The organism is Glutamicibacter creatinolyticus (assembly GCF_006094275.1).
GTDB lineage: Bacteria > Actinomycetota > Actinomycetes > Actinomycetales > Micrococcaceae > Glutamicibacter > Glutamicibacter creatinolyticus.
In genome coordinates, this window is sequence record NZ_CP034412.1 from 60,266 (window position 1) to 84,218 (window position 23,953).

General features: G+C 70.0%; 24 protein-coding genes. 11 read left to right on the top strand and 13 right to left on the bottom strand.

Features of this window, described 5'->3' with window-relative positions; all coding sequences use genetic code 11:
* Positions 1-18 precede the first annotated feature (18 nt).
* Entirely contained in the window at positions 19-1,371 is a 1,353-nt protein-coding gene (locus GcLGCM259_RS00280; RefSeq protein ID WP_138173143.1) for an amidase, read from the bottom strand.
* 67 nt (positions 1,372-1,438) lie between these two features.
* Between GcLGCM259_RS00280 and GcLGCM259_RS00285 the strand changes: the two genes are divergently transcribed.
* Both GcLGCM259_RS00285 and pheA read left to right on the top strand, forming a co-directional pair.
* Positions 1,439-1,765, top strand: coding sequence for a rhodanese-like domain-containing protein (locus tag GcLGCM259_RS00285; protein ID WP_054821759.1), 327 nt, complete (start codon positions 1,439-1,441; stop codon positions 1,763-1,765).
* Positions 1,762-2,685, top strand: coding sequence for a prephenate dehydratase (pheA, locus tag GcLGCM259_RS00290; protein WP_138173141.1), 924 nt, complete (start codon positions 1,762-1,764; stop codon positions 2,683-2,685). Before GcLGCM259_RS00285 ends, pheA begins: the two co-directional genes overlap by 4 nt.
* Here the strand turns inward: pheA and GcLGCM259_RS00295 are convergent.
* The gene (locus tag GcLGCM259_RS00295) at positions 2,682-3,725 is read right to left on the bottom strand and encodes a diacylglycerol/lipid kinase family protein (protein WP_138173139.1); all 1,044 of its coding nucleotides are present in this window, start codon (positions 3,723-3,725) and stop codon (positions 2,682-2,684) included. The genes pheA and GcLGCM259_RS00295 overlap by 4 nt on opposite strands.
* Before the next feature lie 38 nt (positions 3,726-3,763).
* Here GcLGCM259_RS00295 and serS point away from each other — a divergent pair, with 38 nt between their 5' ends.
* On the top strand, positions 3,764-5,041 hold the full coding sequence (gene serS / locus GcLGCM259_RS00300; protein ID WP_138173137.1) for a serine--tRNA ligase: 1,278 nt from the start codon (positions 3,764-3,766) through the stop codon (positions 5,039-5,041).
* A gap of 59 nt (positions 5,042-5,100) precedes the next feature.
* Here the strand turns inward: serS and GcLGCM259_RS00305 are convergent, their stop codons facing one another.
* The 3 genes from GcLGCM259_RS00305 to GcLGCM259_RS00315 all read right to left on the bottom strand — a co-directional run bounded on the left by GcLGCM259_RS00305 (position 5,101) and on the right by GcLGCM259_RS00315 (position 8,159).
* Positions 5,101-7,032 (bottom strand): heavy metal translocating P-type ATPase, encoded by a 1,932-nt coding sequence (locus tag GcLGCM259_RS00305; RefSeq protein WP_138925402.1) that lies wholly within the window; start codon positions 7,030-7,032, stop codon positions 5,101-5,103.
* A 14-nt stretch (positions 7,033-7,046) separates the two neighbouring features.
* Positions 7,047-7,280 (bottom strand): heavy-metal-associated domain-containing protein, encoded by a 234-nt coding sequence (locus GcLGCM259_RS00310; RefSeq protein ID WP_054822077.1) that lies wholly within the window; start codon positions 7,278-7,280, stop codon positions 7,047-7,049.
* A gap of 117 nt (positions 7,281-7,397) precedes the next feature.
* Positions 7,398-8,159, bottom strand: coding sequence for a Crp/Fnr family transcriptional regulator (locus GcLGCM259_RS00315; RefSeq protein WP_138925403.1), 762 nt, complete (start codon positions 8,157-8,159; stop codon positions 7,398-7,400).
* A 123-nt stretch (positions 8,160-8,282) separates the two neighbouring features.
* On the opposite strand from GcLGCM259_RS00315, the gene GcLGCM259_RS00320 reads away from it, so the two are divergent.
* A complete protein-coding gene (locus GcLGCM259_RS00320) occupies positions 8,283-9,113 on the top strand; it encodes an HAD family hydrolase (protein ID WP_138173133.1) in 831 nt (276 codons plus the stop codon).
* Here the strand turns inward: GcLGCM259_RS00320 and GcLGCM259_RS00325 are convergent.
* Both GcLGCM259_RS00325 and GcLGCM259_RS00330 read right to left on the bottom strand, forming a co-directional pair.
* Entirely contained in the window at positions 9,110-10,552 is a 1,443-nt protein-coding gene (locus GcLGCM259_RS00325) for an HNH endonuclease signature motif containing protein (RefSeq protein ID WP_138925404.1), read from the bottom strand. The genes GcLGCM259_RS00320 and GcLGCM259_RS00325 overlap by 4 nt on opposite strands.
* Before the next feature lie 91 nt (positions 10,553-10,643).
* The gene (locus GcLGCM259_RS00330) at positions 10,644-11,246 is read right to left on the bottom strand and encodes a hypothetical protein (protein WP_138173129.1); all 603 of its coding nucleotides are present in this window, start codon (positions 11,244-11,246) and stop codon (positions 10,644-10,646) included.
* Between the two features lie 112 nt (positions 11,247-11,358).
* On the opposite strand from GcLGCM259_RS00330, the gene GcLGCM259_RS00335 reads away from it, so the two are divergent.
* Positions 11,359-12,672, top strand: a complete 1,314-nt coding sequence (locus GcLGCM259_RS00335) for a serine/threonine-protein kinase (protein WP_138173127.1) — start codon at positions 11,359-11,361, stop codon at positions 12,670-12,672.
* A 7-nt stretch (positions 12,673-12,679) separates the two neighbouring features.
* On the opposite strand, the gene GcLGCM259_RS00340 is transcribed toward GcLGCM259_RS00335, so the two are convergent.
* Positions 12,680-13,930 (bottom strand): hypothetical protein, encoded by a 1,251-nt coding sequence (locus GcLGCM259_RS00340; protein WP_138173125.1) that lies wholly within the window; start codon positions 13,928-13,930, stop codon positions 12,680-12,682.
* Entirely contained in the window at positions 13,927-15,921 is a 1,995-nt protein-coding gene (locus GcLGCM259_RS00345) for a vWA domain-containing protein (protein ID WP_171021077.1), read from the bottom strand. The genes GcLGCM259_RS00340 and GcLGCM259_RS00345 overlap by 4 nt, the downstream gene beginning before the upstream one ends.
* 86 nt (positions 15,922-16,007) lie before the next feature.
* Between GcLGCM259_RS00345 and GcLGCM259_RS00350 the strand changes: the two genes are divergently transcribed.
* A complete protein-coding gene (locus tag GcLGCM259_RS00350) occupies positions 16,008-16,484 on the top strand; it encodes a DNA-binding protein (RefSeq protein WP_138173121.1) in 477 nt (158 codons plus the stop codon).
* Here GcLGCM259_RS00350 and yczE read toward each other — a convergent pair.
* Positions 16,447-17,094, bottom strand: a complete 648-nt coding sequence (gene yczE, locus GcLGCM259_RS00355; protein WP_138173119.1) for a membrane protein YczE — start codon at positions 17,092-17,094, stop codon at positions 16,447-16,449. The two genes, GcLGCM259_RS00350 and yczE, sit on opposite strands and share 38 nt — an antisense overlap.
* Before the next feature lie 60 nt (positions 17,095-17,154).
* Positions 17,155-17,769 carry a pyroglutamyl-peptidase I gene (locus GcLGCM259_RS00360; RefSeq protein WP_138173117.1) on the bottom strand — a complete coding sequence of 205 codons (615 nt, stop codon included), beginning with the start codon at positions 17,767-17,769 and terminating at the stop codon, positions 17,155-17,157.
* Between the two features lie 85 nt (positions 17,770-17,854).
* Between GcLGCM259_RS00360 and GcLGCM259_RS00365 the strand changes: the two genes are divergently transcribed.
* Together GcLGCM259_RS00365 and GcLGCM259_RS00370 are read left to right on the top strand one after the other, a co-directional pair.
* Complete coding sequence (locus GcLGCM259_RS00365) at positions 17,855-19,090, top strand: DNA recombination protein RmuC (protein ID WP_138925405.1); 1,236 nt, start codon at positions 17,855-17,857, stop codon at positions 19,088-19,090.
* A gap of 86 nt (positions 19,091-19,176) precedes the next feature.
* Entirely contained in the window at positions 19,177-19,518 is a 342-nt protein-coding gene (locus tag GcLGCM259_RS00370) for a YciI family protein (RefSeq protein ID WP_054821889.1), read from the top strand.
* Positions 19,519-19,521: 3 nt separating this feature from the next.
* On the opposite strand, the gene GcLGCM259_RS00375 is transcribed toward GcLGCM259_RS00370, so the two are convergent.
* Together GcLGCM259_RS00375 and GcLGCM259_RS00380 are read right to left on the bottom strand one after the other, a co-directional pair.
* On the bottom strand, positions 19,522-19,989 hold the full coding sequence (locus GcLGCM259_RS00375; protein ID WP_138173113.1) for a hypothetical protein: 468 nt from the start codon (positions 19,987-19,989) through the stop codon (positions 19,522-19,524).
* Between the two features lie 94 nt (positions 19,990-20,083).
* Complete coding sequence (locus GcLGCM259_RS00380; protein ID WP_054822082.1) at positions 20,084-20,563, bottom strand: inorganic diphosphatase; 480 nt, start codon at positions 20,561-20,563, stop codon at positions 20,084-20,086.
* Between the two features lie 98 nt (positions 20,564-20,661).
* Between GcLGCM259_RS00380 and GcLGCM259_RS00385 the strand changes: the two genes are divergently transcribed.
* Genes GcLGCM259_RS00385 through tilS form a run of 3 tightly spaced genes read left to right on the top strand, consistent with a single transcriptional unit; the run spans position 20,662 to position 23,935 of the window.
* The gene (locus tag GcLGCM259_RS00385; protein WP_138925406.1) at positions 20,662-22,023 is read left to right on the top strand and encodes a D-alanyl-D-alanine carboxypeptidase/D-alanyl-D-alanine-endopeptidase; all 1,362 of its coding nucleotides are present in this window, start codon (positions 20,662-20,664) and stop codon (positions 22,021-22,023) included.
* A gap of 27 nt (positions 22,024-22,050) precedes the next feature.
* Positions 22,051-22,974, top strand: coding sequence for a zinc-dependent metalloprotease (locus GcLGCM259_RS00390; RefSeq protein ID WP_138925407.1), 924 nt, complete (start codon positions 22,051-22,053; stop codon positions 22,972-22,974).
* Positions 22,975-22,984: 10 nt separating this feature from the next.
* Entirely contained in the window at positions 22,985-23,935 is a 951-nt protein-coding gene (tilS, locus tag GcLGCM259_RS00395; RefSeq protein ID WP_246049665.1) for a tRNA lysidine(34) synthetase TilS, read from the top strand.
* The last annotated feature ends 18 nt before the right edge of the window (positions 23,936-23,953 follow it).

Below are 23,953 nucleotides of genomic sequence, written 5' to 3' on the forward strand. Positions count from 1 at the left end.
TTGGTGGATCACAGCCTGTTATGCTTCGGCCAGCAGCTGGTGTGCCAAAATGAGCAGTTTTTCCTCGTTGGCGTGGGCTGAAATGAGCTGAATGCTCATTGGCATGCCATCGGCGGCGGTGGCCACCGGGACGGTGATCGCCGAGCACCCGGCGACGTTGACCATCGAGGTGTATGGGGTGTACTGGCACTGCAGCCGGTAGTCGGTGTCCGCGTCATGGCGGGTGTAGTAGCCGATCGGCGGGGGCGTGTGGGCCATCGCCGGGGTGGCGATCACGTCATAGGCCGACCACTGGGCGATGAAGTCCGCGGCGATCTGCTTAATCCGGGTCGCGGCGCCCAGCGAGACCTGCGCGCTGCGCTGGCGGGAGCGGCGCCGGTAGTCCCGGGCCAGGGTGCCCAGCAGTGATTCGTCGCCGATCGCCACGTCCTTCAGCCCGTTGGTCCACACCGTGGCGAACGTTTCGGGGTAGTCCGGGGCGTAGCGCAGGTCGGCGGGCATGACGTGGTGGCGGTGCTCCAGCAGCCGCAGCCCGCGCTCGAACGCGGCCCGCGCGTCACTGCTGAGCCGGATCTGGTAGACCGGCTCAAAGGGGGAGTGGGTGCTGTAGCCGATGCGCAGCCCGCGCAGCGCGTCCACCGGCCCGTCCTGCAGGGCCGGCAGGTAGCGGTCCTGGCCGAGCATCGCATCCAGCAGCAGGGCGGTGTCCTTCGCATCGCGCCCCAGCGGACCGCTCACGGTCAGCTTCGGGGCGCCGAAGCGGTCCAGGTAGCCCTCGGCGACATCGGCCGGAACCCGCCCGAGCGCCGGCTTCAGGCCCACCAGCCCGCAGGCCGCGGCCGGGATGCGCACCGACCCGCCCCCGTCGCTGCCAGGGGCCAGCGGCAGCAGCCCGGCGGCCACCGCCGCCGCCTGCCCGCCGGAGGATCCCCCGGAGGACAGCTGGGGGTTCAGCGGGTTGCGGGAGGGGGCGGCGATCAGGTTCTCCGAATAACTGCTCAGCCCGAACTCCGGGACCTGGGTCTTTCCGGTGATGACCACCCCCTCGGCGCGCAGCCGGGCCACCAGCGGGTGGTCGCGTGCCGCCACCAGGTGCGGCACCGCCCTGGACCCGTAGGTGGTGGGCATCCCGGCGACCTCGTTCAGGTCCTTGAACGCGATCGGCATCCCGTGCAGCCGCCCGATGGGCCCACGCATGAACTGGCGGTCCGCGGCCGCCGCGGCCTGCAGCGCCCGCTGCTCCACGTGCACGAACGCGCCCAGGGAGGCGAAGCGTTCAATGCGCCGCAGGTAGTGTTCGGTCACTTCCCGGCTGGAGACCTCCCCGGCGGCCAGCTGGTTGCGCAACTTCAGGGCGGATGACGTCAACATGTCTGCTTTCGATGCTCGAACTCATTAGTCTTATAAGCAAACACCCTATGCGAGAGGAACGCTAACCATGAGTGACTTCGAGACCGTCTCGGTGACCGAGGTGCCCGACGGGGCGCTGATCCTGGATGTGCGCGAGGACTTCGAATGGGTTGAGGGCCACGCCAAGGGCGCCACCCACATCCCGCTGGGCCAGCTTCCCGAACGCTTCGAGGAACTGGATCCGGATGTGGACACCTATGTCATCTGCCGCACCGGGGGCCGCTCCGCCCAGGCCTCGGCCTGGCTGACCGGGATGGGCTACTCGGTGTACAACATTGCCGGGGGCTCGGACGCGTGGATCGAGGCGCAGCTGCCGATGGAATCCGAAAACGGGCAGGAGCCGGCCGTTCGATGAGATATGCCTACCTGGGCCCGTCGGGAACCTTCACCGAGGCCGCCCTGCTGCAGGTTCCCGGCGCGGACGAGGCCGAGCGGGTCCCGGCCGCCAACGTGAACGAGGCGCTGGCGATGGTGCTGGAGGGCTCGGTGGACGGGGCGATGGTGCCGATCGAGAACTCCGTGGAGGGCGGGGTCTCGGCCACCCTGGACGCGATCGCCCGGGCCGACCACCTGCAGATCGTGCGCGAGGTGCTGGTGCCGATCACGTTCGTGCTGGCGGTGCGTGAGGACATCGACGCGCTGGAGCAGATCACCCAGATTTCCACGCATTCGGTCGCCTGGGCGCAGTGCCGCGGCTGGGTACAGGCCAATATTCCCGGAGCGGAATTTATCCAGGGCTCCTCCACCGCGGCCGCCGCCGTGGGGCTGCAGGACCCCGAACAGCACCACCAGGCGGCGATCTGCTCGCCGCTGGTGGCCCACGACCGCAACCTGAAGGTGCTGGTCGAGGGCGTGGAGGACAACCTGGGGGCGGTCACCCGCTTCTTCCTGGTCACCCGTCCCGGACCGCTGCCGGCGCCCACCGGGGTGGACAAGACCACCCTGATTGTCCCGCTGCCCGAGGACAAGCCCGGCGCGCTGATGGCGCTGCTGGAGCAGTTCGCCGCGCGCGGGGTGAACCTCTCACGCATCGAGTCCCGGCCCACCGGCACGGGGCTGGGCAGCTACTTCTTCTCCGTGGACATCGACGGGCACCTGGCCGAGGAGCGGGTCGCAGCGGCGCTGACCGGGCTGCACCGATTGTGCCCGGATCTGAAGTTCCTGGGCTCCTACAACGCCGCGGAGGGGATCACCCCGAGCATCGACTCACACAACTCCAACGAGGCCTTCATCCGGGCCCGGGAATGGGTGGGCCAGCTGCTGCACCGCCTCTAGGCGGTGCGGATGCGCAGCGCCGACGGGTTGATCCAGGCCTGCAGGGTATTGACCATGCCGGTCGGGTCCCCGTCGATCTGCGTGTTCATCGGCTCCGTGCAGCGCAGCGAGACCTTCTTGGTCTTGTAGAAGGAAATCACCGGGATCTCGTTCTTCGCCCGGAACGCGGTCTTCAAAAAGATCCACACCCACCCGGCCGCCGAGCGCGGGGAGAGCACCACCGCGTCCAGGATCCCGTCATCGAGCTTCGCCTCGGGCACGAAGTCCAGGCCCTGCAGCTTGCCGCAGTTGGCGAACAGCACCGAACGCACCCGGCGGGTCTGCCAGGGGCCGTCCCCGAGCTGGAAGGAGACGCGCTTGCGCTGCCCGGGCAGCTGGCGCAGCCCGGCCTCCGAGTAGGCCAGCCAGCCGACCCGGCGCTTGAGCTGCTCGTCGGTGTCGTCAAAGAGGTCCGCGTCGGTGCCCACCCCGGCGATCACCAGGAACGCGTGGTCCGCCTCCGTGCCGTTCAGGTGCTGCAGGCGCAAATGCCCCACGTCGATGCGCCGCACCCGGCCGCGCACCGCCAGCAGCGCGGTGGTGTGCACATCGTCGATCGGGATCTCCAGGTTGCGGGCCAGCAGGTTGCCGGTGCCCAGCGGCAGGATGCCCAGGGTTGCCTCCGCGCCCTCGATCACCTCGGCCACCGCGCGCACCGTGCCGTCCCCGCCGGCGGCCAGGATGGTGTCGCACCCGGCCTGCAGCGCCTGGCGCGCGCCGCCCTGCCCGGCGTCGTCCACCGTGGTCTCAAACACCAGCGGCTCGGGCAGCCCGGCCTCGGCACACACCCGACGCACCGCGTGGCAGGCGGTTTCGGCTTGTGACTTGGAGGGATTGACCACGATGGCGACCTGGCCGGCCGCGACCTGCTCCACCTCATCCGGTTCCCGGCTCAGCGGGCTGCTGGGTTCGATGAGCTTGCGCACCGACCGCCAGCTCAGCAGCGCGGCCACGCCGGCGCCGCCGGCCAATGAAGCGATGATCACGCGGTTTCTATGCATAGTGACTTCATCGTACTCATGGTTGCTACGCTTATCTTGTGATCGACCTGAAAATGCTCACCGATAATCCGGACCTGTACCGCGCCTCGCAGCGTGCCCGCGGCGCCGACGAGACGCTCGTTGACCAGCTGCTGGACGCCGATGTGGCCCGCCGTGAAACCATTGCCGCCTTCGAGACGCTGCGCTCGGAGCAGAACGTGTTCTCCAAGAAGGTCGGCAAGGCCAAGGGCGAGGAGCGCGCCGCCCTGCTGGCCGAGGTCAAGGACCTGGCCGCGAAGGTCAAGCAGGCCCAGGCCACCGCCGACGCCGCCGCCGCGAAGGCCAGCGCCCTGCAGCGCTCCATCCCGAACCTGATCGTCGAGGGCATCCCCTCCGGCGGCGAGGACGACTTCACGGTGCTCAAGACCGTGGGCACGGCCCGCGACTTTGCCGCCGAGGGCTTCGAGCCGCTGGACCACCTGCAGATCGCCGAGAAGCTGGACGCGATCGACATGGAGCGCGGGGCGAAGGTCTCCGGTTCGCGCTTCTACTTCCTGAAGGGGATCGGCGCGCGCCTGGAGATGGCGATGATGAACATGGCCCTGGACCAGGCGGTCTCCTACGGGTTCATCCCGATGGTCACCCCGACCCTGGTGCGCCCGGAAATCATGCAGGGCACCGGCTTCGACGTCGAACACGATGACGAGATCTACCGCCTGGAACGCGATGACCTGTACCTGGTGGGCACCAGCGAGGTGGCGCTGGCCGGCTACCACGCGAACGAGATCATGGACCTGTCCGACGGGCCGCTGCGCTACGCCGGCTGGTCCTCCTGCTACCGCCGCGAGGCCGGGGCCGCGGGCAAGGACACCCGCGGGATCATCCGCGTGCACCAGTTCAACAAGCTGGAAATGTTCGTCTACACCACGATCGAGCAGGCCGAGGCGGAGCACGCCCGGCTGCTGGCGTGGGAAGAGGAAATGCTGGCGAAGATGGAGCTGCCCTACCGGGTGATCGACACCGCCGCCGGGGACCTGGGCATGAGCGCGGCCCGCAAGTTCGACTGCGAGGCGTGGGTGCCCACCCAGGGGACCTTCCGCGAGCTGACCTCCACCTCGAACTGCACCACCTTCCAGGCCCGCCGCCTGAACATCCGTGAACGCCAGGTGGTGGACGGCAAGGCGGGCAAGACCCGGGCCGTGGCCACCCTCAACGGCACCCTGGCCACCACCCGCTGGATTGTGGCGATCCTGGAGAACCACCAGAACCCGGACGGCACCGTGAACGTGCCCAAGGCGCTGCAGCCCTACCTGGGCGGGCTGGAAGTGCTGTCCTAGCACGCCCGCGAACGCCACGGCCGCCGGTAGGGTACCGGCGGCCGTGGCGTTTTTTCGCCTCATGCCTCGACTTGGACGCCCAGCGCGGCCGGGCGCTGGACCCCGGCGTCCCGGCGGGCCGGGCTGCGGCGCAGCAGGCGCATCGCGTTGCCGATGACCACCAGCACCGAGGCCTCGTGCACCAGCATGCCCAGCGCCATGGTCACCCCGCCGGCGAACACGCCGGCCAGCAGCAGCACCACGGTGGCCACCGCGATGATGATGTTCTGGCGCATCACCCGCACCGTGCGCCGGGCCGCACCGATCGCCTGGGGCAGGCGCAGCAGGTTGTCTCCCATCAGCGCCACATCGGCGGTTTCCACGGCCACCGCCGAACCGGCCGCGCCCATGGCCACCCCGATGTCCGCAGCAGCCAGGGCCGGGGCGTCGTTCACCCCGTCGCCGACCATCGCGACCGTGTGCCCGCCGCGCTGCAGTTCACGCACCATCTCCAGCTTGTCCTCGGGCAGCAGCGACGCCCTGACCTCGGTGATGCCGGTGCGGGCGGCGATCGCGTGCGCCACCGGGGCGCTGTCCCCGGTGAGCATGACGATGCGCTTGACCCCCACCGCGCGCAGCTCGCGCACCATCTGCGCGGCGTCGGCGCGCACCGTGTCCGCGACCGCGACCACCCCCAGCACCTGACCGTCCAGCGCCACCAGCATCGGGGTCTTGCCGGCGGCGGCCAGTTCCCCGGCCGCCGCGGCCGCCCGCGCCCCGGGCACCAGCCCGTGATCGGCCAGCAGGGCGGGGTTGCCGATCAGGATCCGCTGGCCGGCGGAGCGGGCCAGGATCCCCTTGCCCAGCACCGGTTCGACCTGCTCGGGCAGCGGCACCACCAGGCCCCGCTGCGCGGCGGCCGTAAGGATCGGCTGGGCCAGCGGGTGCCCGGAGCCGGCCTCGCCGCGGGCGGCGACCTCCAACAGCTGCGCGGCGTCCACGCCCCGGCCGACCGGCACCAGGTCGGTCAGCTGGGGGCGGCCTTCGGTCAGGGTGCCGGTCTTGTCCACGGCCACCGTGTCAATCCGTGCCGCCTGCTCCAGATACTCCCCGCCCTTGATCAGGATCCCGTCCTTCGCGGCCCGGCCAATGCCGGCCACCACCGCCACCGGGATGGAGATCACCAGGGCGCCGGGGCAGCCGATGACCAGCAGGGTCAGGGCCAGCACCACATCGGAGGTGAGCAGCCCGGCCACCAGCGCCAGCAGGATGATCGCCGGGGTGTACCAGGTGGCGAACCGGTCGAAGAAGCTTTGCGTGCGGGCCCGGGCGTCCTGCGCCTCCTCGACCCGGTGGATGATGCGCGCCAGGGTGGTGTCCGCGCCGATGCCCTCGGCCACCACCTGCAGGAAGCCGCTGGTGGCGATGGTGCCGGCGAAGACCTGGTCCCCGGCGGCCTTGTCCACCGGCAGGGACTCCCCGGTGATCGAACTTTCATCCACCCCGGCGCTGCCGTGCTGCACCCGGCCGTCGACCGGGACCTTCGCCCCGTCCTTGACCAGCACCAGCTCGCCGACCAGCACCTGCCCGGCCGGCACGCGGTGCTGCTGCCCCTCCCGCAGCACCACCGCCTCGTCCGGGGCCACGGCCACCAGCGCCGAGAGCGCCGAACGGGTCCGGTCCAGCGTGGCGGCCTCCAGGGCGTGCCCGACGGCGAACAGGAACGTCACCGCGGCCGCCTCCCAGTAGTTGCCGATCACCACGGCACCGGCCGCGGCCACCGTGACCAGCAGGTCGATGCCCACATGCCGGCCCCACAGTGACCGTCCGGCGGCCAGGGCGATCCGGTACCCGGCCAGCACCGCGGCGGCGACCATGAACACGTCGCCGGCCGGCTGCTGGCCCAAGCCGGCGGAGAGCAGGAGGGAAACCAGGATCAGCGCCCCGGAAACGGCGGGGATGAACCAGCGTCCGGCGGTCAGCCGCCGCAGCGTTTGCCACACCTTGTGCATGATCACCACGCCCTCTAGAACGCCGCCGGGACGGCCTTGTAGCCGGCCTTGGCGATGGCGGAGACCAGGTCCTGCACGCTGGCGCGCTGCGGGTCGTGCTGCACCTGGACGCGGGAGGAGGCGAAGTGCACCTTCACCTCGGTGACCCCATCCAGCTTCTTGACCTGCTTTTCAATCTTTCCCACACAGGACGGGCAGGAGAATCCCTCGGCGCGCAGCGTGGTCCAAATGCTGGTCGTGGTGCTCATGATGGCTTTCCTTTCGCAGGTTGCGTCCTTCCCGGTATCCCGGGAAGTACCTTCACCCTACGAACGGGCCCCAACCCCCACCATGATCTGCGTCAGTTAACCGCACATACGCTCTGGCTAGTAGTTTTCGGCGATCTCCGTGAGCCTGGCGCGGTCGGTCAGCGCCGTCCAGCGCCGCCCGGTCTCGATGATGCCGGCCTTGCGCAGAGAGCTCATCGCCCGGGAAACCGATTCGGGGCTCGCCCCGGTGATCCCGGCCAAATCGGCGCGGGAGAGTGGGAACTGGATCAGCTCACCCTGCCGGCTGGGGGTGCCGAACTTGTCCGCCAGGCGCAGCAGGGTCGCGGCGACCCGGCTGGCCACCGGGGCGGCGTAGTGTTCGGCCAGCGTGGAGCGGGTGGTGCGCAGCTGCCCGGCCAGGGCGTTGAGCACCTGCAGCGCCACCGGGGGGAACTGCCCCAGGATGTTTTCGAACGTGGCGTTGTCCATCCGCAGCGCGCAGGTGGTGCTCAGCGCCTGCACGGTTTCCGGGTAGCGGTCATGGCCCAGGGCCGGCACCCCGCCGAACAGGTCGCCGGGGCCCAGCAGGTCCACCACCACTTGCTGGCCCTCGGCGGTGTCGTGAAACGCCTTGGCCCGCCCGGACGCCATTACGTACAGGTCGCTGGCCGGCTGTCCGGTCGCATACAGGTGCTCACCCTCCGCCCAGGCCAGGGACTGCATTTGGCCGTCAATGACCCGCAGCTGCTGCTCGGAGAGGCCGCGGAAATACGGGACCTGGCCCAGCACCCGCAGCCGCACCGGTTCCGGGCAGCTGTGCGGCTGGCCGCACCCCTGGGCCAGTGGCGTGTGGCGCCGGGTGGCCGATGGTTCGCGCATTGTTGCTGCCCTCCTGCAAAATGGGCGCTCTTATGCTCAGGTTTACCACGAAGTCGCCGCACGTTCATCGCACATGTGCGCCGCATCATCGCCAATTGTGGGACAAGATGGTTCACTGGGGTTATGACAGTCATGACCAAGACCGGCAACGAAGACCGGTTGACCAACGATAAGTTAATGGTGTGCCTAGACGTTGACGGCACCATCGTGAACCATCAGGACCAGATGAGCCAGCAGGTGCGCAGCGCCGCGCGCGAAGTGGTGGGCGCCGGACATGAAGTGGTGATTTCCACCGGCCGCTCCCTGGGCGCAGCCCTGCCCGTGGTGCAGGAACTGGGCATCGAGCACGGCTATGTGGTGGCCTGCAACGGCGGGGTGCTGGCCAAGGTGACCGGAGAAGAGGTGGAGGTCATCCACCGCGAGATTTTTGACCCCTCCCTGGTGTTGGCCACCCTGTGGCGCACCCTGCCCAACGCGAAGTACGCGTTGGAGAACGAGCGCGGCGAGTTCCTTTCCAGCGAGCAGTTCAGCGACGTCAGCTTCGGCGCCCCGGCCAGGGTCGTCGACTTTGAGGAGCTGGTGAACAGCAAGGCGGTGCGTGTGGTGGTGTTCTCCACCGACTCCAGCGCCGAGGAGTTCGGCCGTGCCGTGCACGGGCTGGGACTGTCGGGGGTCACCTACTCGGTGGGCTGGACCGCCTGGCTGGACATCGCCGCCGAAGGCACCACCAAGGCCAGTGGCCTGGAACGGCTGCGCGGGATCCTGCGCTTTGCCCCGGAGCAGACCATCGCGGTCGGGGACGGGCGCAACGACATTGAGATGCTGCAGTGGGCCGGGCTGGGGGTGGCCATGGGCCAGGCCCCAGATGAGGTCAAGGCGGTCGCCGACTCGGTGACCGATTCGGTGTGGGACGACGGTCTGGTGCCGGTGCTGCGCGGAGTCCTGGCGCGCTAGGCTGCGGCGTCGGTGGCGGCAGGCAGCCAGCAGGCCTGGGCGATCAGCGAGGGTGAAGGATTGCGGTAGACCGTGGTTGGCGGTGGGGCCAGTGATTGGTAGACCGCCCCGTCGGGGGTGGTGATCCGGATGGTGTGCGGGTCCTCCCGCACCACCCTTTCATGCCATCCCGGGGTTTCCTTGGCCTGGTTGCACCAACGGCACCGGTAGTTCGTGTTGTGCACGTTGGTCAGGCCCCCGGCCCGCCACGGGGTGATGTGGTCAAATTCGGCGGCGTCGTTATCGCAGTACGGGGTGCGGCAGCGCACGTCCCGGATCTGCAGGAAGTCCTTGAGGTTCTCCGGGACGGCGCGGGCCTTGGAATCCATCGCGATCAGCTCCCCGGTGCCGGGGGCCGTGAACAGGCGCTGGAGCTCCGGGAAGACCCCGATCCGGTCGCTGAGCTCCTCGGTGTCCTCATTCCACTTCGCATCGTAGAGCCGGGTGTCCATCTCCGTGACCAGGCTGCGCGCATACTGGGCCGGCACGAAGCCGTAACCGCACAGGTAGGCCGGCTCCCGATCCCCAAGCAGCAGCGTGCGGTCGGTCATGATCAGCTTGACGTCCACGAACACCGGAAGCTTCGCGGCGTTGCCGGTGATGGACTGGCGGGTGAGCAGATCGGTCATCAACTGGGCCATGCTGCGCTTGTCCCCGGCCGCGCGTTCCCGCCTGGCCCGCCGCTTCAGGCTGGTCTCCAGGCCCACACCCTCCTCCAGGGGCAGCTTGGCGCGCAGCCACACGCAGTCCTTGCCGCGGGTGAAGATCACGTGGCGTTCCTCCGCGGCCTTGCCGATCCGGTCGGCCTTCTCGATGCTCTCATGGCGCATAGTGAAGCGTTCGACCGCGTCGCGGCACCGCTTGGTGCCCAGGTCCTGGAACATCTCCGGTTCGCGGGCAAAAAGCTCATCGAATTCCCGACGACGGCGGGCGTTCACGTCCGTCAACGGGCCGGTGATCGCCAGGATCTGGCGTTCGGAAAGATGCCCGCGCTCAAAACTGGCGCACAGGTTGGGAAGGTCCTCCACCAGCATCCGGCAGGCCTGAAGATAGGAGCGGGCCCCCTGCTGGGACTGGCGCCGGGCCATGGCCACCGAGGCCGCGGCACCGCGCTCAAACTGGTCGATGTTGATGCAGCGGTCCTCCGCATCCAAGATCGTGTCCTTTTCCAGGCGGTAGGCCAGCTTGGCCTGCATGGCGCAGTAGCTGGCCTTGGCGCTTTCCAGCTGACGCAGCGCCTCCGCGCAGTCCCCGCGTTCCCCGGCGCGCAGCAGGATGTCCACGCGGCGGGTGAGCTGCTCGATCAGCTCGGCCACCTCATCGTGCAGGCAGCCCTCAGGCATCTGCTGCCTGATCTTCCGCTCCGCCTTGCGGCGGTGGCTGTGTTCTTGCTGGTCCATACTTCCAGCGTAGGTGTGACCCCCGACACTTTGGGTCCGGCTGCGGGGCAGCGCGCAAGATGGTTCGAAAATCTTTTCGGGCGCCGGCGTGCTAGCCCGCGTCGGCCAGCTGCAGCAGCCGGGCCACCCCGGCCCGGGCGTCGTGCTCGTCGTTGAACCCCGAGCGCACGATCGCCGCGGAGACCGCCTGCGGGGTGATGTCCAGGGCCTGGGCGATCGCCCGCTGCTGCCCGCGGACCCCCGGGGTCATCAGATCCACCACCGCCCATTCGGCCTCGGTGCGGGTGCGGATGGACTGGCCCAGCAACCGCAACAGCCCCTCGATGCCCGTGTCCAGCTCCGCCGCCGGCCCCGAGACGCAGATCGGAACCCGCTCCCCGCGGTGCCCGGCCGCCTGCAGCGCACCCAGCGCCCGGCGCAGCGCCCGCCCGTCGATCTGCTCGGCATCCTCGGGCACCGGAGTGTGCAGCGGGCCGATGCCCAGCCCGATGTTGCAGAAGTTCAGCCGCGCCACCCGCAGCACCGCGTCCACGGCCGCCGCCGCATCCGCCGGCATCCCCAGCAGCAGCTGCCCGGACAGCGCGGTAAACGGTGCGTGGGTGTGCACCTGGCCCAACTGGTGCCACAACGCCTCTCCGGCCGCGGCCACGTCAGTGACCGAACGGGGCCGGGGGCTGAGCGCAACGACAAACATGGCTTAAGTATTGCGTGCCAGGCCCGCTTTGTCCTGATGTTGCGCGAATCCGGCCCGGCGCGCGGGCGGCGGTGACCTAGGCTGGTACCGCAGGGAAACTGAAGGAGAGCGCATGGCAGAGGTCATAGCCGGGCGGTTTGAGCTGATCGAGCACATTGCCCAGGGCGGCTCGGGTTCGGTGTGGCTGGCCCGGGACCTGCAGTGCCGGCGGCGCTGCGCCGCGAAGGTGATGCGCCAAAGCTACAGCGGGGAGCTGCTGCGCTTCGTGCGCGAACAGGGCGTGAAGTTCGACCACCCCCATCTGCTCACCCCCTACGGGTGGGCGGCCGTGGATGACCGGGTGGTCATCGCCTCCCAGCTGATGCGCGGCGGAAACCTGCACACCGCCCTGCAGGACTACGGGGCGATGAGCCCCGAGCTGACGGCAGAGGTGCTGGCCCAGCTGCTGGAGGCGCTGGGCCACGTGCACGCCGCCGGGTGGATCCACCGGGACGTGAAGCCGGCCAATGTGTTGCTGGAGCTGACCGGGACCGGGGTGCCGCGGGTGCGGCTGACCGATTTCGGGATTGCCGCCCACATGGACCAGCCGCGGCTGACCCAGCTGGGGATCACCGTGGGCACCGACGGCTTCCTGGCCCCGGGGCAGCGGGCCGGCGCCGACCCGGAACCCGCCCAGGACCTGTACGCGCTGGGGGTGCTGGGGGTGCAGCTGCTTGACCCGGCCCTGCACGGCCCGGCGCTGCGTGAGCGTTGCGAGGCGCTCTCCGGCCAGCCACCCGCCGGGCCGCTGGAGCGGGTGCTGGTTGGGCTGCTCAGCCCCCAGCCGGATGATCGGCAGCGGGCGGCCGCCCGGGCCCCGGAACTGCTGGCCGGGCTGCGCAACCGGGAAGGCTACCGGGTGGCCTCCGGGGAGGTGTTCGAGGTGTTCGACCACTTCCCGCCCAACGAGGCGCCGGACCCGGCAGGGCCAGACGCCGCGGTGCCGCCGCAGCCCGAACCGGCGATCGCACGGGAAGCGGAAGCGGCCCAGCGCCGCGGCGCACCGCGCAAGGCGCTGCCCTGGGCGCTGCTGGCGCTCGCGGTGCTGCTCGGGGCGCTCTCGCTGTGGCTCATCGGGGCGGACCAGGGGGCGGGACAGGACGCGGGGCAGGGCAGCACGGACCCGGCACCGCAGCAGCAGACACCCGGCCCCGAGCCCGGCACGGCGTCCGCAGCGCCCAGCACCCCGGCCAGCGCGCCCAGCACTCCGGCCAGCAAGCCGTCGGCCAGCGACCCGGGGGTGGAGATCAGCTCCAATGTGCAGGCTGGGGAGCAGTGCACCGTTCTGGAGGCCGGGCTGAAGGTGCGCGGGCTGGATGATGAGCAGCTGCGCTGCGAAGAAGGGGACACCGGGTACCGATGGCACCCGATGTCCCCGTCCCCCTAGGGGCGCGCTAGGCGCGTTTGCGGCGCAGCAGCCACAGCCCGGCAAAGCCGGCCAGCGCCACCGCCGCCCCGCCCAGGAATGCGCCGAGCTGGGCGCCGCTGGGCAGCCAGGAGGAGGAACCGGCCCCTGCGGCCAGGGCCTGGCCCTGCTCGCCGATTTCCGGCTCCCAGGCGCCGGTGTTCTTCGCCTCCCCGCTGACCTCAACGGCCAGCGAATAGTTCAGCGGATTCAGTCCACGCGGGTCATTAGCGGTGCCGGCCACCGCGATGTAGTAGTCGCCGGGCACCCGCAGGCCGAACCTTCCCCCGTAGCCGTCCACCAGGTCGCGGGAGACCTCGCTGAGCGTGCTGCGGGTGACCGAGGCGCCCACATCCTCCCGGGAGAGCTTGTCCCAGCTCGTGCCGGCCACGTCCGGAGCCAGCAGGGGGGAATAGGTGCCGGTGGCCAGCCCGGAGGCGCTGGCGTTCTCGGAGGGCTGCACGCTCAACCGGTAGCTCAGCCGCTGACCCTCCGAAAGGTGCACCTTGTAGTACTTGACCTCGTAGGGCAGCACCGAATCGGCGGAGATCGTGCCGGCGGAAAGCCCGGTGGCGGTGGCGAAACCGCTGCCGCCGGACACCGGGCTCGGCTCCCCGCTCAGGCTCACCGAGACCGGGGGCTGCTGTTCGGGCATCACCCCGGACAGCGAGGTCGGATCCACCGCCGGTTCGACGCTGACCCGCAGCTCCACCGGCACCTCGTCCTGCGCCTGCCACTGCCCGGTGCGCTGCAGCTTCAGGTACACCGTGTCATCCTCGTTGGAGAAGCAGGTGGAGTAGGTGTCCTTCGCCGTGGTCTGCAGGTGCAGGACCGGCAGCGGGGTGGAATTGCTGCGGGAGATCGAAGCGTTCGAGTTGCCGGCGCAGGCGCGCCCCTGCGAATCAAGCAGCTCGGCGCGCAAGCGCATCGATTCGCGGCTGGTGGGTTCGCCCATCATGTCCACGATCGGCTGGCCGCTGACCGTCAGGCGCTCGCCGTCCTGGATGTCGGGCAGCTTGTAGTAGCGGGCCTGCTCCTCACCGGTGACCGGCAGGCGGTCCTGGTGGGCGCCCGCCTCCAGCCGGGGCGCCGAATCCATGGAATCCGAGCCGGTGATATCGGCGCCCACCGGCTGGTGCGCCAGGATCTTGCTCTCCGGGCTCTGCTCGGCCACCGCGGCGGTGGCGCCCTGGGCCACCAGGGCCAGGCCCAGCGCCGTGCTCAGTACAAGCTTCCTCATGGCCGTCCCTTCGGCTCGTTGTTCTGGATCTGGGTGGTCGCCGGTTCCACGACCGCCGTGGCGCGGTGGCGCTGCAGGAAGCTGCCGGCAGCCAGCACGGCCGCGGTGATCAGCAGCCCGGCGGTGAACCAGGGCCACAGCGGGCCGCTGGAGGGGCCTGCCTGCCCGGTGGCCTGCGGCTGCTGGCTGGGCTCCGGCTGATCCTGCTGCTGTTCGGCGGGGGCCGGTTCGGCTGAAGCCTGCCCGGCATCCTGGTCGGTGTCCGGTTCGCCGGCCGGTTCGCCCTCGAAGATCGGCGCGGCGCCCGGGAAGGGCTGCTCGGTGCCGGTGACCTCCACGGCCAGCTCGTATTCGAAGGGCACCGCATTGGACTTCTGCTGCCAGGTGTCGGAATACACCACCACGTAGTAGTCCCCGCCCAGGTAGGCGTCCTTGCCGATCGAACCGGAACGGTTGGACTGGTCGACCGCGGTGCGCATGTTCAAGGTCGCCGTGGAGTTCGTCTTGGAGCGGTACAGGGAATTTTCCCCCACCATCTGCACCTGCTCGCGCACCGCCGAGTACACCGCCACGCCCACCTTGTTGGTGCCCGCTTCGGTGTTGTTCCCGCTGGTGGCGCGCAGGTTCAGCTTCTGCCCGTTGCCCACGTGCACCTTGTAGTAGCGTCCCTCGCTGGTCAGTGCGGAGTCGGCATAGATCTTCCCGGACTCGATGGGCAGCGCGTCGTTGAAGCTGGAGCCGCCCAGCACCGGGTCCGCCTGCCCGGTCACGGTGACGGAGCTGGGTTCATCGGCCTGGCGCGCCTCGGCGCCCAGCAGCGTGGCGTCCACGGCCGGTTCCAGCACGTAGAGCAGCTCCACGTCCATGGGGGCGTCCTTTTGCAGTTCCCCGTCGCGGGTCACCCTGGCGAACAGTTCGCCGGTGCCGTCGGCGAAGCAGCCGGTGGAGGCGTCCTGGCGGTACTCGGGGCTGTTGACGTAGCCGCTCATCGGGCGGCCGAGCTCACTGGTGTTGGAGTTGGCGCTCTGCGCGGAGGTGCACTCGCGCCCCTGCCCGTTGACCAGCTGCACCCGCACCCGGCCGGAGGCCACGGTGGCGTGGTCGTAGGTCTGGTCCGGGATCATGGTGGCGGAGAAGTGGGCGCGCTCGCCGGGCTTGAGCGGACCGATCTTGTAGTACTTGGTGGTGCCGTCCTTGCTGACCCAGCTCTCGGTTTCCCCGCGCTCCAGGGTGTCCAGGTACTGGCCGGGAACCATGGTGGGGGCCTCATGCATCTGGGTGGCTCCCTGAATCGGGGCGCCGGCCGGGGTGTAGCCGGCGAAGGCGCGCAGGGTGCGCACCGTCAGCTCCTGCTGCAGCGAGTCGGCGTCCTGGGCGGTGACGTAGCTGCCGCCGGTGGTCTTGGCGATGCATTCCAGTTCGGCCCGGGCCTTGGAGTTCACCTTGAAGCCGATGGTGTGCACGGTCAGGTCGATGCCCTGCCCGGCCAGGTCCTTCGCCGCGTCACAGGCCGGGGGCTCGAAGCAGTTCTCCTCGCCGTCGGAGACCAGGATGATCGACTTGGGGCCCTTGACCTGCTGCAGCTCCTTGGCCGCGTGCAGCAGCGAGGCCCCGATCGGCGTTTCGCCCACGGCCTTCAGCCCGTCCAGCTTGCCGGCCAGCTCCTTCTTGTCCACCGGACCCGGTTTCTGCACGGTGGTGATGTCATCGCACTTCTTCGGGGTCTTGGAGCCGTAGACGACCAGGCCCATCGACGCGTCCTGGGGTGCGTTGTTGATCAGGTGCTTGGTGGCCTTCTTCGCGGCGTCGATGCGGGTGGTGCCCTTCCCGTCCGCGTCCTTGGCCAGCATGGAGCTGGAGTAGTCCATGACCACCATGACCGGCTGCAGTTCGGCGGCCGGGGGCTCATCGGCCTGCGCGGCGGCCAGGGGTGCCGCGCAGAGCAGCCCGGTGGCCAGCAGCGCCACGAGGCGGGTCAGATAGCGGGGCATCTCTCGATCCTTCCGTTGCGAGTGTTTGCAAAAGCAAATATAGCTCATGCGTTTGCAAATGCAAACGTCCGTGGGAAACTATTTCCATGGACAACACCATCGAACAGCAACGGGCCATCTATGGCACGTCCCTGGCCGAACGTTTCGGCGCGGTGATGAAGGATTACGGGTTGTCCCAGCGTTCCCTGGCCGCCGTGCTGGGCATCAGCGCGCCGATGCTCTCCCAACTGATCGGCGCCCGGCGCATCAAGATCGGCAACCCGGCGGTCTACGGGCGGCTGCTGATGCTCGAGGCGCGGGTGGGCGAGCCGGACCGGCAGGCGGTGCTGCGCGAGGTGCAGGCCGCCGACGCGGTTACCGCCACCCACTCCGAGACCCCGCGCACCGGCGCCGGGCGCGCCGGGGCCCTGGACTACCTGCGCGGCAGCGACCCGCAGCTGCTGCGCCGGCTGGCGCAGGTCGCCGGGCAGGGCGGGGACCAGGCGCTGGCGCAGTTGTTCACCGAAGCGGCCGACCGGCCCGGAACTACGCCCCCGCCGGCTGCGGCGCGGGCAGGCGAATGATCGTGTAGCGGAAGAAGAACTGGGTGGCCGGGCCAATCAGCAGCGCATAGACCACGGTGCCCAGCCCCACCGGGCCGCCCAGCGCCCAGCCCACTCCCAGCACGCCCAGCTCGATCAGCGTGCGGATCAGCCGGATCGACCAGCCGGTGCGCAGGTGCAGCCCGGTCATCAGCCCGTCGCGGGGTCCGGGCCCGAAGTGGCAGCCGATGTACAGCGCACCGCCCAGCCCGTTGATGAGGATTGCGGCCAGCAGCACGCCCAGCTGCCAGCCCAGCCCCTGCACCGGCGGGATCAGCCACAGGAACAGGTCCAGGCCCACCCCGATCAGCACCACATTGGCCAGCGTCCCCAGCCCGGGCCACTGGCGCAGCGGAATCCAGGCCAGCAGGACCAGGGCGCCGACGATGATCACGATCGTGCCCAGCGACAGCGGCAGGTGTTCGGCCAGGCCCAGGTGCAGCACATCCCACGGATCCACCCCCAGTCCGGCGCGGATCATCAGCGCCATCGCCAGCGCAAAGAGCAGCAGGCCGGTGATCAGATTGAACAGGCGCACCGGCAGGCGCCCGGCCCGCAGTTGCTGGACGGGGGTGAGGTTGGTCAGGCTCATGATCCATCCAGCCTAGGACCAGGACGTGAACCGGGGCCAAAAGCCGCGGGACGCGGCCGGTCACAATGTGCCCAGCGCCACTTCCAGCGCCCGGGCCAGCTCGTTTAGATCCCGCGGCCCGGCCGCGTGGTTGTTCCCGGTCCCCGCATCGGTCTCCGCCCCCACCGTGGCCGTCTGCCCGGCCGGGCGCAGCGCCGGAACGTGGATGAACAGGGCCGGCAGCGGCATCCGGTAGGCCAGGTAGGCCACGTGGTTGCACACGAAGCGCCCGGCGTCCTGGGAGACGCGGGCGCCGAACCCTGCCGCGTTCAGGGCCGCGGTGAGCGGTTCGGGGTCCAGGGTGCTGGCCACCCGCGGCGGCCCGGCGGTGATCGGGCGGCTGCGGGGCTGGGCGCCGTCATTGTCCGGGATCCTGGCGTCATCCTCATTCACGCCCCAGCGTTCGGGGGTGATCCGGCTGCGGCCCCCGGCCTCGCCCAGGCAGATCAGCGCCTGCGGGCGGTGCTCGGCGACCAGGTGCTGCAGGGCCGGGCCGGAACGCGCGAAGGAGACCGGCAGCAGCGCCGTTGCCAGGGTGTGCTGCCCGACCCGGGAGGGCAGCAGGGCCAGCACCTGGCCGCTGGCATTGAAGTGATCGGAACCGAAGGGCTCAAAACCGGTGACCAGAAGACGCATGCCTCCCATTATCGCGCCAACTGTCCGGCACGGGTGCTAGAACTGGGAACACGAAGCGCTTCCCAACCCGAAAAGGACGAATCCCATGACCGTGGCCCTCGTGATCCTGGTGGTCATCAACATCCTGTTGAGCGTGCTGCTCGGCCTGCTGGTGGTGCGGCGCACCGGGGCGGCGGGACAGGACCCGGCCGCCATCACGCAGGCGGTGCGCGCCACCCACGGGGAACTGCGCCAGGACCTGGGCAGCCAGCGCGCCGAGCTGCGCCAGGCGCTGGGTGAGGTCCGCCAGGACAACGAGGTGCGCCTGGAACGGGTGCGCGCCACCCTCGACGAGCGGCTGACAACGCTGACCGAGTCGAACTCCGCGCGCCACCTGCAGCTGCAGAGCCTGCTGCGCGAGGAAATGGACAAGCTGCGCGCCGGCAACGAGGCGAAGCTGGAGAAGATGCGCGAGACGGTGGATGAGAAGCTGCAGGGCACCTTGGAAAAGCGCCTGGGCGAATCCTTCGAACTGGTCAGCAAGCGCCTGGAGATGGTGCAGCAGGGCCTGGGGGAGATGCAGTCCCTGGCCGCCGACGTGGGCGGGCTCAAGCGCGTGCTGACCAACGTGAAAAGCCGCGGCTCCTGGGGCGAGGTGCAGCTCTCCCGGCAGCTGGAGGACATCCTGACCGCCGAGCAGTACGAGCAGAACGTGGTGATCCGCCCCGGCAGCCGCGAAAGCGTGGAGTTCGCCGTCGTGCTGCCCGGCCGGGAACAGGGGGTGGTGTACCTGCCGATCGACTCGAAGCTGCCGCAGGAGGACTATGAGCGGCTGCTTGACGCCCAGGAATCGGGAATCAAGCAGGACATCGAGCAGGCCAGCCGGGCCCTGGACCGGGCGATCATTGAGCAGGCGAAGCTGATCTCCGGGAAGTACATCGCCCCGCCGCACAGCACCGATTTCGCCATCATGTACCTGCCCACCGAGGGATTGTTCGCCGAGGTGGTGCGCCGCCCGGGGCTGGCCAGCCGGCTGCAGACCGAGCACCGCGTGCTGATTACCGGACCCACCACGCTGATGAGCCTGCTGAACTCGCTGCAGATGGGCTTCCGCACCCTGGCCATCGAACAGCGCAGCAGCGAGGTCTGGCAGGTGCTGGCCGCCGCGAAGGAGGAATTCCGCAAGTACGGGGACGTGTGGGACAAGCTGGGCAAGCAGCTGGCCACCGCGCAGAACACCGTGCGGGAGGCCGGCACCCGCACCCGGGCGGTGGAGCGCAAGCTGCGGGATGTGGAAAGCATCGAGGTCACCCAGGGCGAGGTGCTGGACTCCATCCTCTAGCCGGGCAGCTGGGCGGCGCCTGCGAAACGCTGCGCCGGTCCCGGTGCTTGGCTAGCATGGCCAAAACCCGAGCGAAGGAGTTGACCATGAGCAAATACCTCATCTCATTTCCCAGCGGAGCGATGGACTTCCCGCCCGAGGACCTGCACGAGGTGGCGCGCGCCTCCCACGAGGTGGTCCGGCAGGCCAAGGAGGCCGGGGTGTGGGTGTTCGGCGGCGGCATTGATGAGAGCATCCCGCCGGTGATGGTGCACGCCGACGGGACCGTGAGCAAGCAAACCTACCCGCAGACCAGCCAGCTGGAAGGCGGGTACTCGGTGCTGGAGCTGCCCAGCTACAAGCAGGCGCTGGAATGGGCGGCGAAGTTCGCCGCCGGCTGCCGCTGCGCCCAGGAGGTGCGGGTCTTTCAGGACGACCCGGAAAGCTGAACCTCAGCCGCGCAGCGCCTGGGCCAGCTGCCGGGCGAGCTGCGGCCGGTCCAGCACGAACTGGTAGCGCCGCCCGCCGGCCGAGAAGCTCACGGCCGTGCGCCCGCCCATGTTCAGGCGGATCAGCCCGCCGGTGCGCAGCACCGGCCAGTTCAGCAGCCCCGGGTTCAGCCCGGAATCCGGCTCGACACGGACCTGGCTGATCTGCTCCCGCGGCAGCCTGCGCCGCCACAACGGGGCGGCCAGGGTGAGGGTGTGGGCATCCAGCCGCGCCGAGATCCGGGCCGCGAACGCCCACCAGATCCCGGCCAGGGCGAAGAACCCGGCCCCCAGCAGCGCCGGCAGGCCCGCCGTGGCGGTGCCCGCCGCCAGGCCGGCCGCCACGAGCAGGAGCAGGACGCCCCCGCCCCGGCGCAGCCAGCGCGGGGGACGCTGCCTACACAACAGCACCGTGGGGTGCGCCGATGTCATCTTGTTCCTTCCCCGGGCCGCGGCGGCCCCGATCCGCCCTCGGGTACGGCGAAGGGCGGCAACCCCGCGGTCACCGCCCCCTGCACCGTTTGGCCTAGCCCTTGAAGCGGGCGATGGAGCGCTCCAGCTCCGCCTCGGCGGCCTCGCGGCCCTCCCAGCCCTCGGCCTTGACCCACTTGCCCGGCTCCAGGTCCTTGTAGCGGGTGAAGAAGTGCTCGATCTCCTTGATCAGCCACTGGTCGATGTCCTCAAGCTCCTTGATGTGCTCAAAGCGCTTGTCGGTCGGAACGCACAGCAGCTTCGCGTCGCCGCCGCCGTCATCGGTCATGTTGAACACGCCGATCGGGCGGGCCTCGACCACCACGCCGGGCAGCAGGTCCACACCGGGGATGAAGACCATGGCATCCAGCGGATCGCCGTCCTCGCCCAGGGTGTCATCGAAGTAGCCGTAATGGGTCGGGTACTGCATCGAGGTGAACAGCACGCGGTCCAGGCGCAGGCGGTGGGTTTCGTGGTCGATCTCGTACTTGACGCGCGATCCGGTCGGGATCTCGATAGTGACGTCGTGGCCCATTAAAAGCACGCTCCTAAACTAGTCTTAGGGATATCCGATTCCAAGCGTATATGGCAACGACGCAGAGTTGATAAACCGGGGAAGGGAAAAATTCGCGCATGAAGGCGTCCACCCGACGGCTGGTGACCCTCATCGCCGCAGCAGCCGCGGCCCTGGCGATGATCGTGGCGATGTTCAGCGCCCCGCGCCTGTTCACCGGCGCCCCGCAGGCCTTCCACACCCCCGCCAGCGCCACCCTGGAGCCGGCGCCCGCGGCGCAGGTCACCGACCCGGGCGGGCAAGCCCCGATCACGGATGCCGGGATCCTGACCGCCAAGCTCGACGCGATCCTGGCCGACGCCCCGGACGGCACCGGCTTCAGCGCCCAGGTCCTGGATTTGCCCACCGGCCAGGTGCTCTACGAGAAGAACGGCGCCGGGCCCGGCACCCCCGCCTCCAGCCTGAAGATCGCCACCGCCATCGCCGCCCTGGACACCCTGGGCGCCGGGCACCGGCTGCAGACCAGCACCCTGCTGGACGGGGACACCCTGGTGCTGCGCGGCGGCGGGGACGTGCTGCTGGGGGACGGAGCCTCGGACCCGGCGGCGACGGTGGGGCACGCCGGGATCAAGACCCTGGCCGAGCAGACGGCCAGGGAACTGAAGCAGCGCGGGGTGCAGCAGGTCAAGCTGTGGCTGGACGATTCGCTGTTCGCCGGCGCCCAGGGCAATGCGGCCTGGGACAAGTCGCTGTACACCTCGAACAACATTGCCGACCTCTACCCGCTGGCGCACTATGCCGGGCGGGCCTCCGCCGTGAAGGGCGCGGCCCATGAGCGGGATGCGGCCCAAGCGGTGCGCCGGGTTTTCGCCCGCGAACTGTCCGCGCACCTGCAGGTCACCGACGGCGGGCGCGGCGCCTATCCGGGCGGCGAGGTGCTGGCCAGCGTCGACTCGGCCCCGCTGGGGGCGCAGATCAAGCACATGCTGCTGGTTTCGGACAACTACCTGACCGAGACCATGGGCCGGCTGGTGGCCGTGGAGCTGGGGCTTGAGCCCGGACAGGCGAACCAGGCGGTGCAGCAGGTCGCGGAACGGCTTGGCGCGCAGGGGATGGAGCTAGCCGACGCCAGCGGCCTGGCCGCCAGCAACAAGGTGCCCCCGGCCGCGCTGACCGGCCTGCTGCACGCCGCCAGCCACAGCCCGGACGCGGGGCTGCGCGAGCTGGCGTACTGGCTGCCGGTGGCGGGGTACAGTGGCACCCTGGCCGATCGGCTGGGCACGGCGGACACCCGCGGGCTGATCCGCGCCAAGACCGGATCGCTGTCCGGGGTGGCCACCCTCACCGGGGTGACGCTCACCAGCGATGGCCGCCCGGTGGCCTTCAGCATCTTCGCCCACCACCCCGGCGGCGGACTGGCCCCGCACAAGCCGACCCTGGATGCGGCGGTGCGGGCGCTGCACGCCTGCGGCTGCCGCTAGCAGACCGTCAACCAAAGGAGAAACACCATGAACCAGTGGATTGACTGGGAGGTGGCCCTGTCCACCGCCAAGGCGCTGACCCCCGCCGGGCCGGCCCTGGACCAGGCGCAGGCCGCGCGGATCGTGGCCGAGCTGCGCCAGGCGGCGGAACTGGGTCTGCGCAAGGCCGAGGCGATCTCGGGGCTGGGCTCCACCAAGCCGGCCCAGGTGCTGGTGGTGGACCGCGCCGGATGGGCCAAGGCCGTGAGCCAGAACTTCGCCGCGATGATGCCCGAACTGCCCAGCACCCCGCCCAGCGTGCCGGTGATCGCCGGGGCCGAGCTGGGGGCGGTGCTCTCCATCCTCTCCACCCGGGTGCTGGGCCAGTTTGACCCCTACAGCGGTTCGCGGCTGCTGCTCAACGCCCCCACCATCACCCAGATCCGCGGGGAGATGAACCTGAACGCGGCGGACTTCTACCTGTGGGTCGCCACCCACGAGCAGACCCACCGGCTGCAGTTCGAGGTGGCCACCTGGGTGCCGGAGGTGATGCGTGAAACGCTGGCCGCGATCTTCACCGGCAGCGGCGGCAAGACCCGCTCCATGGCCGAGATCGGCCAGCGGGTGAAGTCGCTGCGCAGCGAGGTGGGGGAGCTGACCACCATCATGTCGGTGCTTGAGGGCCACGCGATGGCGGTGATGAACGACGTTCACGACATCCCCAGCATCAAGACCATCCGCCAGCGCTTCGCCGCCCGCGGCCAGAACCGCGGGGTGATCGCCACCTGGGTGGGCAAGCTTTTGGGCATGGATGCCAAGGCCCGGCAGTACGAGCGCGGGGAGAAGTTCGTGCGACACATCGTCGGGCAGATCGGCTATGACGGGTTCAACCGGATCTTCGAATCCCGCCAGGCCTTCCCCACGGCCAGCGAGCTGGACCACCCGCAGCAGTGGCTGGCGAGGATGGCGTGAGGCCGGCGCGATGAGCAGTGCCCTGTCCCAGGCCCGGATCGCCATTCAGCGCCAGGTTGGCGGGCAGTTCGTGCTGCTGGGGGTCTCCGGGGGATCGGACTCGCTGGGGATGGCGGTGGCCGCGGCCGAACTGGTGCGCGCCGGCAAGCTGCGCGCCGGGGCGGTGATCGTGGACCACCAGCTGGCCGCGGGCAGCGACGCGGTGGCCCGGCAGGCGGCCGAAACCTGCCGGAGCCTGGGCCTGGACCCGGTGCTGGTGCGCCAGGTGAGCACCGCCGCGGATGAGGCCAGCGCCCGTCATGCCCGCTACCAGCAGTTCGAGCACGCTCTGGGCGCCACCGGTGCCCAGGCCCTGCTGCTCGCCCACACCCTGGATGACCAGGCCGAACAGGTGCTGCTGGGGCTGCTGCGCGGTTCCGGGACGCGCTCGCTGGCCGGAATCCGCGCGGTGCGCGGCCCCTATCGGCGCCCGCTGCTGGGCCTGCGCCGCGAACAGCTGGAGCAGATCTGCCGGCAGGCGTCGGTGAACTGGTGGCAGGACCCGAGCAACACGGATGTGCGCTACCGGCGCAACCAGATCCGCCACCGGGTGCTGCCGGTGCTGGTCCGGGAGCTGGGCGCCCACCTGCCCCAGGCGCTGGCGGGCACCGCCGAACTGGCCGCCCAGGACGCGGACGCGCTGGATGAGTGGGCGGCGCAGAGCTACCGGCAGCTGGCCGACGGGCACCGCCTGCCGCTGCGCGGGCTGCGTGAACTGCCCCCGGCCATTTCCTCGCGGGTGCTGCGCCTGGCCGTGCGCGCGGCCGGGGGAACGAACCCGAGCCGGGAACGCACCGCGGCGCTGCAGCAGCTGGCCGGACTGGGCACGGCGCCGAGCCGTTCGGCCGGCCCGGTGCAGCTGGAGGGAGAGATCTACGCCTACCGGCGCGGTCCGGTGATCGTTTTCACCAGACCCGGCTAAACACTGGGGGCCGGAGTG

Excerpts from the sequence above, each read along its gene's own strand:
- GcLGCM259_RS00280 (WP_138173143.1), bottom strand. The coding sequence starts at position 1,371 with ATGTTGACGTCATCCGCCCTGAAGTTGCGCAACCAGCTGGCCGCCGGG.
- GcLGCM259_RS00285 (WP_054821759.1), top strand. The coding sequence starts at position 1,439 with ATGAGTGACTTCGAGACCGTCTCGGTGACCGAGGTGCCCGACGGGGCG.
- pheA (WP_138173141.1), top strand. The coding sequence starts at position 1,762 with ATGAGATATGCCTACCTGGGCCCGTCGGGAACCTTCACCGAGGCCGCC.
- GcLGCM259_RS00295 (WP_138173139.1), bottom strand. The coding sequence starts at position 3,725 with ATGCATAGAAACCGCGTGATCATCGCTTCATTGGCCGGCGGCGCCGGC.
- GcLGCM259_RS00305 (WP_138925402.1), bottom strand. The coding sequence starts at position 7,032 with ATGCACAAGGTGTGGCAAACGCTGCGGCGGCTGACCGCCGGACGCTGG.
- GcLGCM259_RS00310 (WP_054822077.1), bottom strand. The coding sequence starts at position 7,280 with ATGAGCACCACGACCAGCATTTGGACCACGCTGCGCGCCGAGGGATTC.
- GcLGCM259_RS00315 (WP_138925403.1), bottom strand. The coding sequence starts at position 8,159 with ATGCGCGAACCATCGGCCACCCGGCGCCACACGCCACTGGCCCAGGGG.
- GcLGCM259_RS00320 (WP_138173133.1), top strand. The coding sequence starts at position 8,283 with ATGACAGTCATGACCAAGACCGGCAACGAAGACCGGTTGACCAACGAT.
- GcLGCM259_RS00325 (WP_138925404.1), bottom strand. The coding sequence starts at position 10,552 with ATGGACCAGCAAGAACACAGCCACCGCCGCAAGGCGGAGCGGAAGATC.
- GcLGCM259_RS00330 (WP_138173129.1), bottom strand. The coding sequence starts at position 11,246 with ATGTTTGTCGTTGCGCTCAGCCCCCGGCCCCGTTCGGTCACTGACGTG.
- GcLGCM259_RS00335 (WP_138173127.1), top strand. The coding sequence starts at position 11,359 with ATGGCAGAGGTCATAGCCGGGCGGTTTGAGCTGATCGAGCACATTGCC.
- GcLGCM259_RS00340 (WP_138173125.1), bottom strand. The coding sequence starts at position 13,930 with ATGAGGAAGCTTGTACTGAGCACGGCGCTGGGCCTGGCCCTGGTGGCC.
- GcLGCM259_RS00345 (WP_171021077.1), bottom strand. The coding sequence starts at position 15,921 with ATGCCCCGCTATCTGACCCGCCTCGTGGCGCTGCTGGCCACCGGGCTG.
- GcLGCM259_RS00350 (WP_138173121.1), top strand. The coding sequence starts at position 16,008 with ATGGACAACACCATCGAACAGCAACGGGCCATCTATGGCACGTCCCTG.
- yczE (WP_138173119.1), bottom strand. The coding sequence starts at position 17,094 with ATGAGCCTGACCAACCTCACCCCCGTCCAGCAACTGCGGGCCGGGCGC.
- GcLGCM259_RS00360 (WP_138173117.1), bottom strand. The coding sequence starts at position 17,769 with ATGCGTCTTCTGGTCACCGGTTTTGAGCCCTTCGGTTCCGATCACTTC.
- GcLGCM259_RS00365 (WP_138925405.1), top strand. The coding sequence starts at position 17,855 with ATGACCGTGGCCCTCGTGATCCTGGTGGTCATCAACATCCTGTTGAGC.
- GcLGCM259_RS00370 (WP_054821889.1), top strand. The coding sequence starts at position 19,177 with ATGAGCAAATACCTCATCTCATTTCCCAGCGGAGCGATGGACTTCCCG.
- GcLGCM259_RS00375 (WP_138173113.1), bottom strand. The coding sequence starts at position 19,989 with ATGACATCGGCGCACCCCACGGTGCTGTTGTGTAGGCAGCGTCCCCCG.
- GcLGCM259_RS00380 (WP_054822082.1), bottom strand. The coding sequence starts at position 20,563 with ATGGGCCACGACGTCACTATCGAGATCCCGACCGGATCGCGCGTCAAG.
- GcLGCM259_RS00385 (WP_138925406.1), top strand. The coding sequence starts at position 20,662 with ATGAAGGCGTCCACCCGACGGCTGGTGACCCTCATCGCCGCAGCAGCC.
- GcLGCM259_RS00390 (WP_138925407.1), top strand. The coding sequence starts at position 22,051 with ATGAACCAGTGGATTGACTGGGAGGTGGCCCTGTCCACCGCCAAGGCG.
- tilS (WP_246049665.1), top strand. The coding sequence starts at position 22,985 with ATGAGCAGTGCCCTGTCCCAGGCCCGGATCGCCATTCAGCGCCAGGTT.